Origin of the sequence: Paenibacillus sp. FSL R5-0923 (assembly GCF_038009145.1) — a bacterium.
Lineage (GTDB): Bacteria > Bacillota > Bacilli > Paenibacillales > Paenibacillaceae > Paenibacillus_AQ.
The window spans coordinates 2,057,606-2,071,436 of record NZ_JBBPAT010000001.1; the positions used below are offsets into that span (position 1 = coordinate 2,057,606).

Consider the following 13,831-nt stretch of genomic DNA (forward strand, 5'->3'; position numbering starts at 1 on the left):
ATGACGGGGAAATGGGACTCACGCTAAACTTTTAGCTATACGATGTAGGAGGCAGAAAAGATGAGATCAAACGGGCGAAACGACGACCAATTACGGCCGCTGACAATAACAACCCAAACGAATAAATATGCTGAGGGCTCCGTGATCATTGAAATGGGAGATACCAAAGTCATTTGTACGGCTACTGTGGAGGAAAAAGTGCCTCCGTTTCTTAAAGGGCAAGGAAAAGGCTGGGTAACCGCTGAATATTCGATGCTTCCTCGGGCAACTCAATCCCGTAATCAGCGTGAAGCTGCACGTGGTAAGCTTACCGGACGGACTATGGAGATCCAACGGCTGATCGGACGAGCGCTTCGTTCCGTAGTGAATTTACATGCGTTAGGCGAGCGTAGTATTACGCTGGACTGTGATGTGATTCAGGCGGATGGTGGTACGCGGACCGCTTCGATTACAGGTGCTTTTGTTGCTATGGCATTTGCTATTAACAAAATTGCACTTCAGCACAAGTTGCCTGTGTTTCCTATAACAGATTTCTTGGGGGCAATCAGTGTCGGTGTTGTAGGGGATAAAACGCTGCTCGATTTGAATTATGAAGAAGATTCCAAAGCAAAAGTAGATATGAATGTAGTTATGACTGGCGGCGGTGCCTTTGTTGAACTTCAGGGGACTGGCGAAGAAAGACCGTTCACACGTCAAGAGCTGGATCTTTTGCTAGGTCTAGGTGAGAAGGGAATCTATGAGCTGATTGCTGCGCAGAAAGAAGCGCTGGGAGCAATTGCTCTCAAAATCCCTTCCGGCCAGCCAGGCCAAGAGGTGTAGCATGAAGTCTGACGGCGGTATTCTTATTGTTGCGACGAAGAATAAGGGGAAAGTACGCGAATTCGAGCATGCTTTTGCCCCGCTAGGGCTGACAGTGAAAAGTATGTACGACTATCCGGATCTGCCCGATGTGGTGGAAGACGGAGCCACTTTTGCCGAGAACGCCTTTAAAAAATCCAAAGCCGTAGGTGACGCCCTTGGAATCCCGGTACTCGCCGATGATTCGGGTCTTTGCGTAGACGCTTTGGATGGCCAACCGGGTGTATACTCTGCACGTTACGCAGGGGGAAATGCAGGAGATGAAGAGAACAATCTGAAGCTGCTTAGCGAACTTGAGAAGCTAAAACAGGGCGAGGATACCGGACAGCCTTTGCTAAGTACAGCTCGGTTTGTCTGTACATTGTCCTTATACGATCCAAGCTCAGGACGGGAGTTAACCGCTGAAGGTGCAGTGGAGGGATGGATCACATCCGAACCTGCTGGTGGTGGAGGCTTCGGCTACGATCCGTTGTTTTACTTAGCGGAATATGAAAAGACAATGGCCGAGCTAACGCTCGAAGAGAAGCAGCGGATTAGCCACCGAGGCACTGCGCTAAGGTCGCTGACTGAGAAGCTAGCTGCTGCTAACGACTTGAATTCCTAATCTAAGCGCTCCATGCGGTCGCATGAGAGATAAAATAAAGAAGCTTGCAAATCCAAGATACATATCTTGGTTTGCAAGCTTCTTTTGGTTTATTAGGTGAAACTTATCATATTAATGGATTAGTTCAGCTTCCAGAGTGCAGGTGTTGCTGTCGGTTCCCAGCCCAGAAGTGAAGTGTGGGGCTGCAGACATGTATACGTTAACCCGTTGTAGCTAACCTTATCACCCGCTTTGTATGCTACTCCTGCTGCCCAGGCAGATATTCCCGGACTCGGTGTTGCAGTTGGCGTTGGTGTTACGGTTGGTGTTGAAGTAGGTACTGTAGTTGGTGTCGGCGTTGGTGCAACGGTTGGCGTTGGAGTAGGTGCTATAGTTGGTGTCGGTGTTGGTACAACGGTTGGTGTTGGAGTAGGTGCTATGGTTGCAGTCGGCGTCGGTGTTACGGTGGGCTTCGGTGTTGGCGTTGCGGTTGGCGTCGCCGTTGGTGTTGCTGTCGGTGTCGGTGTTGTCGTAGGTGTAGGTGTAGGCGTTGGAGTGATGCCTCCATACAGTTTGTCGTATTCCTGCTGGGACGAGCTTCCGTTCAGCGTAATTCGCTGCGGACCACCCGAGAAATTCAGCTTCATCATGCCTGGAACTTCCAGTGTGGCTCCGTTTGCAATCGTTTGAGATGCAGTCCCGGTAATACGATAGCGATTAAAGTCCCAATCCGTAGAGATTTGCTCTACAGTACCGGCTCCCCATGCAGAGGTCAAGGTTGTTGTTGTCGGTAGATCGAATTCCAGCTTCCAGCCACCGGAGATATCCGCGCCTGTGTTATTCGTTATTTTCAGGGAGTAGGTATAATTCGGATGATCGTAAGCGCCACTGAAGCTAAGACTGAAGTTCGTAGGAGCAGGTAGTTGTGGCTTCGGAGTTCCACCTGGCAGAGAGGCTGTCTTAAGCTGGTCATAGGCAAAATCGGTCAACGAGTTGCCATACGTGTAAGTGCCATCACTCTTTTCAGAGTAGTCGCCGGTCAGTTCCCAGAACATCATCCCTCCCAAGCCTTTTTGCTTGATATAATCCAGTTTATAGCCGAGTGACTCCTTATCTTCATACGTAAGAAAGACCTTCTTGTCTGCGTTGAACAAGTATGGAGTTTTGGTAACAGGATCGAAATAACGTTTGTTCGCTGGATCTTTGAGCAGATTCAGCACATGCCAGATTGGATTTGCGCCAGCCGGCTGCTCTGGTGCAGGATCATTCCAGATTCCGTATACGCCGTCGGCTCCACCTCCGGTTGTAGGAGCTGTACCATAAAGACCGGTGTTGTTGATGCCTCCATTTACATTCTTCCAGCCACGTGAGTAATAAGGAACTCCGATGACGATTTTTTCCGGAGGAAGCGTACCCAAATAGTATCGAACGGCCCAGTCGGTATTCAGAACCGGAGTACCCAGCGCAGCTGTTTCAGTATCACGAGAATCCGGGTACAGGGCGGAATGCGGCCCAACATATCCATTCCAAGCGCCGTGGAAATCATAGGTCATAAGGTTCGCCCAGTCCAAATACTGGTTAGCTTCCCCTAGCTTCATTCCGCCCAGAATCCAAGAGGAGGCGGTTGCGGCGATGGTTAGGTCATATTTCTGATTGTCCTGTGCGCCTGCCTGATCCAGCTTTTCACGAAGCTTTTTCATGAGGAGAACATAGTTGTTGTAATTCACTGTGCGCAGCGGCTCAGCCACACCGAAGTCATTCGGGTTACCTGATTGACCGGTACCGGATGGGTACTCCCAATCAATGTCCACACCGTTGAATTGGTAGGTACGTAGAAAATCCACGACACTGTTGGCAAAGGTCTCGCGGCCAGCTTCCGAATTGGCCATGTTATAAAAACCACCAGAACCCGACCAACCACCAACCGAAATCAGGGTGCGGACATCGGGGTATAACTGCTTATACTTTACGAGTTGATTAAAATGTCCTTTATACGGCAAATTAGTTAATTGGTCAGGGTAGTCTTTTTCGATAGCTGCTGTACGGTCCATCAGATCAATCTTGTTCGTTTGAGGGTTTACCTTGGCGAACGCATAGTTAATGTGAGTGATTTTGCCCCACGGTATTTTATCGACACTATAAAATCCTTTGTTCTCCTGATCTCCCCACTCCGGGAAGTAAGCTACAATTTTACGCGGATGATCTGCAGCCGGAGCTGGAGCAGTAGGCGTCGTCCCTGCTGCTAAGACTACTTGCGACGATCCACCTGCACTTGTGTAAAGCGGAAGCAGAATGATGGCGCTCATTAAGGCCGCAATGTAGCGTGCGGATTTACTTCGCCTATTACGTGTACTTATGTTCATTTAACATTCCTCCAAAAGGGATAATATAACTGCGGGAGTAGATTAGTAACGGTGATCCTTTCGCGTTAATAATGAGTCTTAATTCAGCTTCCAAAGTGCGGGTGTGGTCGCTGGTTCCCAGCCTTGAAGTGAAGTATGGGGCTGGAGGCAAGTATACGTTTTGGCGTTGTAGCTAACGATGTCACCCGTTTTGTAAGCGATTCCTACAATCCAGCTAGAACTCCCAGGGGTCGGTGCTACAGTTGCCGTCGGTGCTACTGTTGCAGTTGGCGCTGGAGTTGCCGTCGGTGCTACTGTTGCTGTCGGTGCTACTGTTGCTGTCGGTGTTACAGTGGCCGTTGGTGTTGGAGTTGCGGTTGGTGCCACTGTTGCCGTTGGAGTCGGAGTCGCTGTCCCGCATACGTTGATGAATTTCCAGACTCCAGCAGCACCGCTAAGGTCGGGACGATCGCCTTGAGTCCACCATTTAGCTTCATAGACTGAACCGTTGTATGAAACTTGCTGGCCGCCAGTATATACGGCAGTCTGGTTCCACGCCGCTGCGCATTGTCCCGGAGTAGCTGTCGGCGTTGGAGTTACCGTAGGAGTCGGAGTTGCGGTTGGAGTTACTGTTGCCGTCGGTGATGGTGTTGGTGTGGGAGTTGCTGTTGCGGTTGGTGTCGGAGTTGGTGTCGGCTGTACCACTCCTCCGCCAAGGTCGGCGTTCAACTTATTGGTCAGTGTTTTGTTCCGGTCACCACTTGTCTCCCAGAACATGGCACCCGCTAAGCCTTTTGATTTGAGATAACTGATCTTATGGCCAAAAGATTCTACGTCGTCATAGCTGATATAAGTTTGGTTCGTTGGATTATAGAGATAAGGCACTTTAGAAATGTCATTCCAATAGCGGGTATAGCCGTTTTTGTTAATGTAATTAGCTTCGAGGTCATAGAAGTCATAACTCCCCTTTTCCCATGTGCCCGTGGACGAAATACCAGCGGACAATTGATATTGGCCATTTCCTGCGGCAGGAGCACCTCCCCAACCACGGCCATAGAATCCCATACCAAGCACTAACTTGTTCGCGGGTACGCCATTGGCTAAATAGCTGGTTACCGCTTTATCGACGTTGAAATTTTGCGGTTCGGTCAAGCCTGATGCAGAAGCGGCTGGATCATAGTACAAAGGAGCATTGTGACCGGTGGTCTTATTCCAGCTCCCGTTGAAGTCATAGGTCATAATATTGATCCAGTCAACAATGGAAGCAATACCTGCAAGATTATTGTTATTGACGTAAGTCGGTCCTGCACCGGAAGCAATGGTCAGCAGGTAGGTTTTGCCATCGGTCTGACCGGCAGCATTTAGCTTCTCACGAATTTTTTGCAGTAGAAGTACATAGTTTTCCTTATCTTCGGGACGATAACTGTTGCCTGCGAGCCCACCGCTGACTGGGTACTCCCAGTCGAGATCGACCCCGTCCATTTTATATTTACGAATGAAGTCTACCGCTGAGTTGGCAAAAACCTCACGGGTTACGGCTGTAGCCGCCACATCCGAGAAACGGTTCGACCAGGTCCAGCCCCCAACGGAGATCAACGTTTTCAGGTTCGGGTTCTTTTCTTTCAGCTTCCATAGTTGCTTCAGATTACCTTTGATGGGGTCATCCCATTTGTCATCCCCGAAGCTCTTTCCGGTGTCAATCCACGGGTCACCCAGAACAATCGTGCCGTTCGGAACGTTAATGGTCTGTGCTTGCTCATTTTGACAGCTCCATGTTACCGGGTTAGGGCCGGTAGGGTCAGGGTTGCCGTGAATGCCATTCCAACAAATATCTGCGAAGGCGTAGTTAATGACATTCATTTTGGTAGGATCGATATCTGATACATTGTAAGCCCGCCCATAAGCGGCCCAAGAAGCGTAATAACCAACCAGTTTATAATCCTGTGCGGCGTTGGCCGTTTTGGCACTACTACCCAGGGCTGAAAAAAGTGTAAGAACAAGCGCGGCGATCATCGCGATCGCAAAGGTCTTACGTGAACTTTTTTTCGTGAATATCATTGATTTTATACCTCCAAGGTTCAATGTGTAGTTCGAAATTCTTTTCGGCAAGAAACCCTACCTTCACCTCCCATAATTTGAAATTCACCTGTACCTTCACCCTTGCATATCTCTCATTCTACTGACACCCATTTCATAGATTTAGCAGCAAAAAAATAGCGGTCCACATAAAGCTCGCACAATAAGTAAGCGCTTTCTAAACTGCTGTTTTAAGGATTACTTTTTGACAAACTTGTAGATGTAACATTGTTGAAGGGGTGTTGGGTGAGTAGAAGAGTGGGTTTGGAGTTCAATAATTAGGATTAATTTCTTATTTATGGGTGAAGGCATTTCTTATTTTCAAGCATAGAGAGCGATTATGCTAGGGATAAAATTCAGTAATATAGGGGGACATTTTTCTAATTCATGGATACTTGTTTAGGTGAACTTTGATAGAAAAGGTGTATGTCCTCTTTTTAAGGAAACTCATGCAGAACACATAACCTCCGATGTTATGAATATAAATTATATACATGCCTGCAATATTTTTACGGAATTACGCAACGCATCGCTGTTTCTTTTCGTTATAGTAGTATCATAAGGAAGGTGGTGGGTTCACCGATGGTTGTGTTTTGGTTGATCGCAGCCGGTGTCCTGTTTGTTGTAGAGATGATGACGCTTACTTTTTATCTGCTATGGCTTAGTATTGGTGCGTTGGCCGCAGGTTTGGTGTCGTTGATTGTTCCTGAAGCCATTTTGTTTCAGGTGATCCTCGGATCACTGGTCGCACTTGGTCTGACTATATTCTCGAAACCACTGGTTTCTAAATTTCGCAGTTCACGTGGGTTCAAGGATACAGGCACAGAAATCGTAGGCAGGCAAGGAGTCGTCATTGAGCCGATTGAGCAAGGGCGCTATGGGCAAGTGAAGGTAGGCGGAGATACGTGGAGCGCGAGCTCTGACCAGTCTTTGGGCAAGGACGAAGTAGTCAGAGTAGTGAAGAGAGGCACGACCATTATTGAAGTAGAACGATGGGGGGATATGAACTAATGGAATGGGCAATTATTTCAATTATTCTAGTGGTAGTCGTAGTATTTGTGGCATTAACGATCAAAATCGTACCGCAACAACGGGTAGGTGTAGTGGAACGTCTGGGTAAATTCAATCGTCTACTGACGCCGGGTCTGAACATTCTGATACCTGTGATTGATCAGGTGCGTACTTACCATGATCTAAGGATTCAACAAGCGAATGTGCCTCCGCAAACGGTGATCACGAAGGATAACGTGCAGGTGCAGATCGACACGATTATTTTCTATCAGGTAGTGGGACCAGAGGAAGCTACGTATGGCATTTCCGATTATGTATATGGGGTAAGAAACATTTCAACGGCAACTATGCGGCAAATTATTGGTAAGCTGGAATTGGATGAAACGCTGTCTGGGCGTGAAAAAATCTCAACTGATATTCGTCTGGCGCTTGATGAGGCTACAGAGAAGTGGGGCGTAAGAATCGAGCGTGTGGAAGTCATCGATATCAAGCCGCCGCTCGATATTCAAGAAGCAATGGATAAGCAGATGAAAGCGGAGCGGAGCAAACGGGCGATTGTTTTGGAAGCGGAAGCTGCCAAGCAAGATATGATCCTGCGTGCTGAAGGGGATAAGCAGAGCAAGATTCTGAAAGCGGAAGGCGACAAGGAAGCACGTATCCGCCAAGCAGAGGGTTCAAGACAAGCACAGGAGCTGGAAGCTCATGGTGAGGCGAAAGCAATTCAAGCCGTGGCTGAAGCAGAAAAATCACGCATTGAGCTGATTCGCTCAGCAGGTCTGGATGAGCATGTGCTCGCATATCGCTCCTTCGAGGCTCTGGCTGAAATCGCCAAAGGTCCTGCAAATAAAGTATTCTTGCCAACAAGCGCTGTTGAAACGCTGGGAAGTCTTGGGGCGATTGCTGAGGTATTCAAAGCGAGCAAGGATAGTAAATAGATTTTACAATTCGTGCTTCTTCCGTTAAAGTAAAAAGCAAAAACAACCCTATGCATACGAAGCTATTGTTGCTCATGCAAACTTTGAAGGAGAGAAGCTACCGTGACACAAAAAGAAATCTCACCGTTAGTTGAACTGCTCGGATTACAGCCCCATGTTGAGGGCGGTTGGTACAAAAGACTTTGGAACTCCGAATTTGAAATTCCGCAGGAAGTGCTTGGGGAAAGCTATTCCGGATCGCGCCATTCGGCATCTTCGATTTATTTTTTGCTACACGAGGGGGAACAATCTGATTGGCATACTGTTTTGTCCGATGAAGTTTGGTTCTGGCATTCCGGTAGTCCAATAGTGCTTAGTCTCGGAGGTAATGGAGATAAGCCTGAGAATGTGCAGGAAGTTATTCTGGGTCTCGATATTGCTGCAGGTCAACAGCCGCAGGTCGTAGTTCCAGCAGGGGTATGGCAGGCGGCTCGCCCGTTAGGATCAGAACCGGTCTTGGTATCCTGTATCGTTTCTCCAGAATTCCATTTTGATGATTTCAAACTGATTGAGAAATAAAGAAGAGCGGGGGCTTTATATATGCCTCCGTTTTTTTATGAGGATTTTGGGAATGATGAAGCAGTCTGCTATACTTTTGTGGTAGCGCTTGCTTCTGAAGCGTGAATTTAGGTTAAGTAAGATTAATGAAATAACAATAAGCTTGGAGGGTTAAGCGATGAGTGAATTGAATGCACCGTTCTCGGGAGGTCCGACTTTAAATGATGGAGTGACCATGCCGTGGCTAGGCCTTGGCGTGTATCAGACTAAAGATGGGGAAGAGGTTATTCACGCGGTCAAGACCGCAGTGGAGCTTGGATATCGCAGTATTGATACGGCTGCTGGTTACAATAACGAAGAAGGTGTAGGTCAGGCTATTCGTGAATGTGGAGTGGCCCGTGATGAACTGTTTATTACGACGAAAGTGCGCAACCCTGATCAAGGCTATGAATCAACGCTGAAAGCGTTCGAAGTTAGCCGGCGCAAGCTGGGGCTGGACTATATAGATTTGTATCTCATACATTGGCCGGTGGCAGGAAAGTATCGGGAGACATGGAAAGCTCTAATTCATCTGCAAAAAGAGGGTCTCATCAAATCTATCGGCGTGAGCAATTTTCAGATTCATCATCTGAAGGATATCATCGAGGACACTAGCGTGGTTCCAGTGGTGAACCAGGTGGAATTCCATCCGCTATTGACTCAGCGCGAGTTGCTGAAGTATGCCAATGAGCAAGGGATCCAGCTTGAAGCTTGGAGTCCACTAATGCAAGGAAACCTAGATCTCCCCCTTCTTAAAGAGCTGGCTGGAAAGTATGATAAGACCCCTGCTCAAATTGTACTTCGCTGGGATTTGCAGCAAGGCGTCATTACGATTCCGAAATCAGTACATGCGGATCGAATCAAGGAGAATGCAGGATTCTTTGACTTCACGTTAAGTGATGAGGATGTTAAAGCCATCGAAGATTTGAACAGAGACCATCGTTTCGGTCCGGATCCGGACAATTTTAATTTCTAAAAATTACGAATACAAGCCAAACAGCAAGCCACCGATACGGGGACTTGCTGTTTGGCTTGTCGCTTACTGGATGGAGACGTTATATTTACGCAGCCAGAGATCTACTTGAGCTAGGTAAGCAAACAGCTGAGGACCGGACATGAGCTGACCGAACCAAGGCAGATTGGTAGAGGATTCTGGGGAAGCGGCGATCTCACGGATTTTGGCGGCATCGATTAAAGGAAGTATTGGCGAAGTAGAGTCATCTAGAATGTTCAATACTTGTGTTCGTACTGCGTTTAAATAGGCTGGATTGTGGGTTTTCGGGTAAGGACTTTTTTTACGATATAGCACATCATCTGGAAGAATTCCCTCAAGCGATTTGCGCAAAATCCCTTTTTCACGACCGTTCAGGTTCTTGATTTCCCAAGGAATATTAAAGACATATTGAACGAGGCGATGATCACAATAAGGAACACGTACCTCTAGTCCGGCGCCCATACTCATTCGGTCCTTACGGTCGAGCAAAGTAGGCATGAAGCGGGTGATGTTTAAATAGGACATTACGCGCATTTGTGCTTGTTTACCTGTCTCCCCATCCAATGTTGGGACTTCGGCTACTGCATCACTGTATCTGTCACCCAAATATTCCAGCGGCCGAATCCATTCATTAACTTCAGGGGATAATAGACTTGCACGCATTTTAGGAGCAACTGACCAAGGAAAAGTGCCCGAGGAGAGCATCTCCTCCCGATGGAACCAAGGATATCCGCCAAAAATCTCATCGGCAGCTTCGCCGGAAATGGCTACAGTAGCATTCTTTTTGATCTCACGGCAAAATAAATACAAAGAAGAGTCCACATCGGTCATCCCAGGTAAATCGCGTGTGTACAGCGCATTATCAAGTGCTTCTACAAGCTCTGGCGTATCAAATGAGATATAGTGATGGTTCGTATTTAATTCATCGACCATTCGCTTAATCCATGGACCATCTGCTCCGGGCTGAAAAGTATGGCTCTTGAAGTGCTTGTCGTTGTCGACATAATCGACAGAATACGTATCCACTCGTCCCTGGCCGTTTCGGTTGTAGTAGTCCACTGCAAGTGCTGTCAGCGCACTGGAGTCCAGCCCTCCTGACAAGAGCGAGCAGACAGGAACATCTGAAACCAGTTGGCGTTCGAGCGTATCCTGCAGCAGTTCACGTACTTTAGCGGCTGTCTCTGCTTCATTGTCAGTATGTTTTGCACTTTCCAGCTTCCAATAAGCGTAACTACGCAGACCTTCGCGACTATAGATCATGGCATGCCCCGGACGAAGTTCCTGCATATCCTTATAAACACCGTGTCCTGGTGTACGGGCTGGACCGATAATAAAAATTTCCGCTAACCCTTCGGGTCCGACTATTGGCTGTACCTTGGGGTGCTGCAGCAGTGCCTTAGGCTCTGATCCGAAAACTAAGACGTCATCCACTTTACTATAGAACAGAGGCTTCACACCTAAGCGGTCACGTGCAAAAAAGACCTGATCCCGAAGTCCGTCCCACACTGCAAAGGCAAAGATCCCATTGAGCTTCTCTGCACAATCCGGTCCCCATTCGATATAGGCATGCAGCAGAACCTCGGTGTCACATTGGGTACGGAATTGATGACCCCGCTGCTTAAGTTCTTGTTTGAGCTCGGGTGCGTTATATAATTCGCCGTTGTACACAATCGCGTATACCTGTTCTTCATGGCGGGTGATCATAGGCTGCGCGCCGTTCTCTGGATCGATAACGCTAAGTCTGCGGTGACCGAATGCGCAAGGACCTGAAATCCAAGTTCCAGCTGCATCGGGTCCGCGGTTTGCTAAAGTTTCAGTCATTTTGACCAGCAACTGCGAGTGCTGCGTGAGATCTCCGCGCCACTGGATAAATCCGGTTATTCCGCACATGATGGTTCATCCTCTCTTTTTGTGCGATTGTTGTCCTTACTTTTTTGCCAAGTAATACAGATATATGCCGAAGGAAGGCATAAAATGTATGTCCTTATCCGAACACTAGGGGAGAGAGGAATTTGCCAGGAGGGAAGGATGACAGGTGTATTATATTAAAGATGCCAAAATTCGCAGAGTGATGGAGTATGACGGTGCGCCTTGTGCAGAAGTAGGTGTATTGCCAGGTGCTGTTAGTGATCCTGCGCTTTTGGTGTATATCGTAGAAGATCAGCGCGAAGAAGGCTATGAGATTGTCCGTATCCTCACTAACGACGCAGACACTTCTACCGATTGGTTTGATAACAATATGCATGATGCTTTTAAAGATGTGACTTCGAGCGCGTTTACAGGCAGTATGATTATGACGCCAGAAGATGAACGTTCCAAGTTTCAGAGAGAATTAATGACATACGGAGATTTAAAAAAACAGCTGGAGGAGCATTTTCGGAATCTGGAGTAATATGGAGTAGATACGAGGGTATCCGTAAGCTATGAAAATAGCTAGGATACCCTTGTTATTATTAAAATAGGATTAAGATTACTTATTTTCCAAAATGTTTGATCTTGAAAATTTTGCTGAATAAGGTATAATAAATATCGTTGCGTCAATACATATCATTAATTCTTATATGTCCCGGTAGCTCAGCTGGATAGAGCATGCGCCTTCTAAGCGCACGGTCAGGGGTTCGAATCCCTTCCGGGACGTCAAGTAACAGCCTTCCTTCGGGAGGGCTGTTTTTGCGTGCAGGGAAAGAGAAGCCCGGGTGGTTCGTCGGAGCATAAGCATCGATAGGATCAGCTTCGCAGTCAGCCCGAAAGGGCTGCATCCCGCTCGGGCCAAGTAACAGCCTTCCTTCGGGAGGGCTGTTTTTGCGTGCAGGGAAAGAGAAGCCCGGGTGGTTCGTCGGAGCATAAGCATCGATAGGATCAGCTTCGCAGGCAGCCCGAAAGGGCTGCATTCCGCTCGGGACAAGTAACAGCCTTCCTTCGGGAAGGCTGTTTTTGCATGCAGAGCATCCTCGCCAAAGTAAGTAAACTGAAGCTCTGACAGATAATTAGGGAAAATCTCCCTATAATTCAGAGCTTTCTACTCAATAGACTAATAATTAGGGAAATCCTCCCTGTAATTTAACTAATTCGTTGGTGAATATAGATATTCCACCGATTTTTAGGGAGGATTTCCCTCTTTTCATTCATTTCAAGCAATTATCGGCTAAATACAGGGAGCTTTTCCCTAATTACTCTCAAAAAAGGCCAACCCTATAATTTGGGTTGGCCTAATTATACGAAAAGAAGGTGCCGAGAAAGTAGCCTCCACTACTTTCTCGGCACCTTGAGCCTTCCCGTGAGAAGGCTGTCTTGCATATGCCCACCGCTAAAGAAGCGGCCAGATCTCCTCCCAGACAGTGTCTAGAATAGCCTGCATATTATCTTCCATACTGTTAATAGCGATTACCACTTGTGGATCCGGTGCAACAATGCAGAATTGACCATGAGCGCCATCGGCACGATAAGCATCGTGCGTACACAACCAGAATTGACAGCCGTACCCTTGGCCCCAATCACCAGCTCCGTTATTTTCGATCTGCTTTTGTGTAACAAAATCAACCCAAGCTGCGGGAATAAGCTGCTGTCCCTTCCACATTCCTTTTTGCAAAAGAAGCTGTCCAAATCGGCTTAGTTCTTCCGTATTGATCTGAAGTCCGGCACAACCGAGGGTGATCCCTTGAGGGGCCGTTTCCCAATCGACGTTTTCTATGCCTAGTGGGGCAAAGAGACGGGGAATGAGGTAATCCTTTACGGTTTGTCCGACACGGGCCTGAACCATTGCAGAGATCATAATGGTATCCCCGCTGCTGTAGGTAAACTGTTCCCCCGGGGGTCTGTCTAAAGGTAGCGATAGATAATGTTGTATCCAATTTACATCCTTCAAGGCTAATCTTTCTTCAATCCAAAACGGTGGGGAATCATGCCCTGTACTCATACGTAGTAAATCGAACAAGGTCAACTCCCCAGGTTGCATGGAAGGAAGGGCCTCTTTATGAGCAAATGCATAATCTGGAAACACATCCTTAAGTGTTGTATTTAGTGATAGTTTTCCTTCTTCGATGGCTAGACCCACCGCCATGCATGTAAAAGACTTGCTGACCGAATGCTGCAAGCGCCGAATATCCTCTGCGAGATCCACTTTCCCCACTAACGTTCCATTTTTAAGCACAAGAACATTGAACACATTCAATCCACGTTCGCGGATCTGGGCTTCGAAGCGAGTCATGTTTAACATAAAATGTAGCCCTCTCTTTCTTAGATTTCAAGCTGGGATTAGGAAGTTTGGTAGTCGAAATCATTGAAAATGATGTGGAAACGTTTCCTCTGACTAGATATTAAATAGCTAAATCGATGCTATTCTATTCTTATTTTAAAGTCAATGCAAGCAGAAAGACTACTATTTAACATCGAAACAATTAAAATTTAAAACGAATTTGAGATGCGAATCATTTTTAGTCAAAAATCATAGGTTGAC

11 protein-coding genes and 1 tRNA gene are annotated in these 13,831 nt (G+C 47.3%); 8 read left to right on the forward strand and 4 right to left on the reverse strand.

The annotated features are described in order from the left end of the window. Positions 1-60 precede the first annotated feature (60 nt). Together rph and MKX35_RS09190 are read left to right on the forward strand one after the other, a co-directional pair. Positions 61-819 (forward strand): ribonuclease PH, encoded by a 759-nt coding sequence (gene rph / locus MKX35_RS09185; RefSeq protein ID WP_076286052.1) that lies wholly within the window; start codon positions 61-63, stop codon positions 817-819. Between the two features lies 1 nt (position 820). Continuing rightward, positions 821-1,462, forward strand: coding sequence for an XTP/dITP diphosphatase (locus MKX35_RS09190; RefSeq protein WP_076300468.1), 642 nt, complete (start codon positions 821-823; stop codon positions 1,460-1,462). A gap of 119 nt (positions 1,463-1,581) precedes the next feature. Here the strand turns inward: MKX35_RS09190 and MKX35_RS09195 are convergent, their stop codons facing one another. After that, the gene (locus tag MKX35_RS09195) at positions 1,582-3,804 is read right to left on the reverse strand and encodes a glycosyl hydrolase family 18 protein (RefSeq protein ID WP_081383033.1); all 2,223 of its coding nucleotides are present in this window, start codon (positions 3,802-3,804) and stop codon (positions 1,582-1,584) included. Positions 3,805-3,882: 78 nt separating this feature from the next. Then, positions 3,883-5,841 (reverse strand): glycosyl hydrolase family 18 protein, encoded by a 1,959-nt coding sequence (locus tag MKX35_RS09200; protein ID WP_076300469.1) that lies wholly within the window; start codon positions 5,839-5,841, stop codon positions 3,883-3,885. A gap of 600 nt (positions 5,842-6,441) precedes the next feature. Here MKX35_RS09200 and MKX35_RS09205 point away from each other — a divergent pair. From MKX35_RS09205 to MKX35_RS09220, 4 genes are all read left to right on the forward strand, one after another. Next, positions 6,442-6,870 carry an NfeD family protein gene (locus tag MKX35_RS09205; protein WP_076300470.1) on the forward strand — a complete coding sequence of 143 codons (429 nt, stop codon included), beginning with the start codon at positions 6,442-6,444 and terminating at the stop codon, positions 6,868-6,870. Continuing rightward, positions 6,870-7,805 (forward strand): SPFH domain-containing protein, encoded by a 936-nt coding sequence (locus tag MKX35_RS09210; RefSeq protein WP_042191323.1) that lies wholly within the window; start codon positions 6,870-6,872, stop codon positions 7,803-7,805. Before MKX35_RS09205 ends, MKX35_RS09210 begins: the two co-directional genes overlap by 1 nt. Positions 7,806-7,907: 102 nt before the next feature. Beyond that, a complete protein-coding gene (locus MKX35_RS09215) occupies positions 7,908-8,363 on the forward strand; it encodes a cupin domain-containing protein (RefSeq protein ID WP_076300471.1) in 456 nt (151 codons plus the stop codon). A 157-nt stretch (positions 8,364-8,520) separates the two neighbouring features. Beyond that, positions 8,521-9,357: an aldo/keto reductase gene (locus MKX35_RS09220; RefSeq protein ID WP_076286057.1), complete on the forward strand. Its 837-nt coding sequence runs from the start codon at positions 8,521-8,523 to the stop codon at positions 9,355-9,357. Between the two features lie 63 nt (positions 9,358-9,420). On the opposite strand, the gene asnB is transcribed toward MKX35_RS09220, so the two are convergent. After that, a complete protein-coding gene (gene asnB / locus MKX35_RS09225) occupies positions 9,421-11,265 on the reverse strand; it encodes an asparagine synthase (glutamine-hydrolyzing) (RefSeq protein ID WP_076300472.1) in 1,845 nt (614 codons plus the stop codon). Positions 11,266-11,410: 145 nt separating this feature from the next. On the opposite strand from asnB, the gene MKX35_RS09230 reads away from it, so the two are divergent. Together MKX35_RS09230 and MKX35_RS09235 are read left to right on the forward strand one after the other, a co-directional pair. Further along, the gene (locus MKX35_RS09230; RefSeq protein ID WP_076300473.1) at positions 11,411-11,767 is read left to right on the forward strand and encodes a hypothetical protein; all 357 of its coding nucleotides are present in this window, start codon (positions 11,411-11,413) and stop codon (positions 11,765-11,767) included. A gap of 171 nt (positions 11,768-11,938) precedes the next feature. Further along, a tRNA-Arg gene (locus MKX35_RS09235) sits at positions 11,939-12,012 on the forward strand. A 670-nt stretch (positions 12,013-12,682) separates the two neighbouring features. Here MKX35_RS09235 and MKX35_RS09240 read toward each other — a convergent pair. Continuing rightward, a complete protein-coding gene (locus MKX35_RS09240; protein WP_076300474.1) occupies positions 12,683-13,591 on the reverse strand; it encodes a serine hydrolase domain-containing protein in 909 nt (302 codons plus the stop codon). Positions 13,592-13,831: the final 240 nt, after the last annotated feature.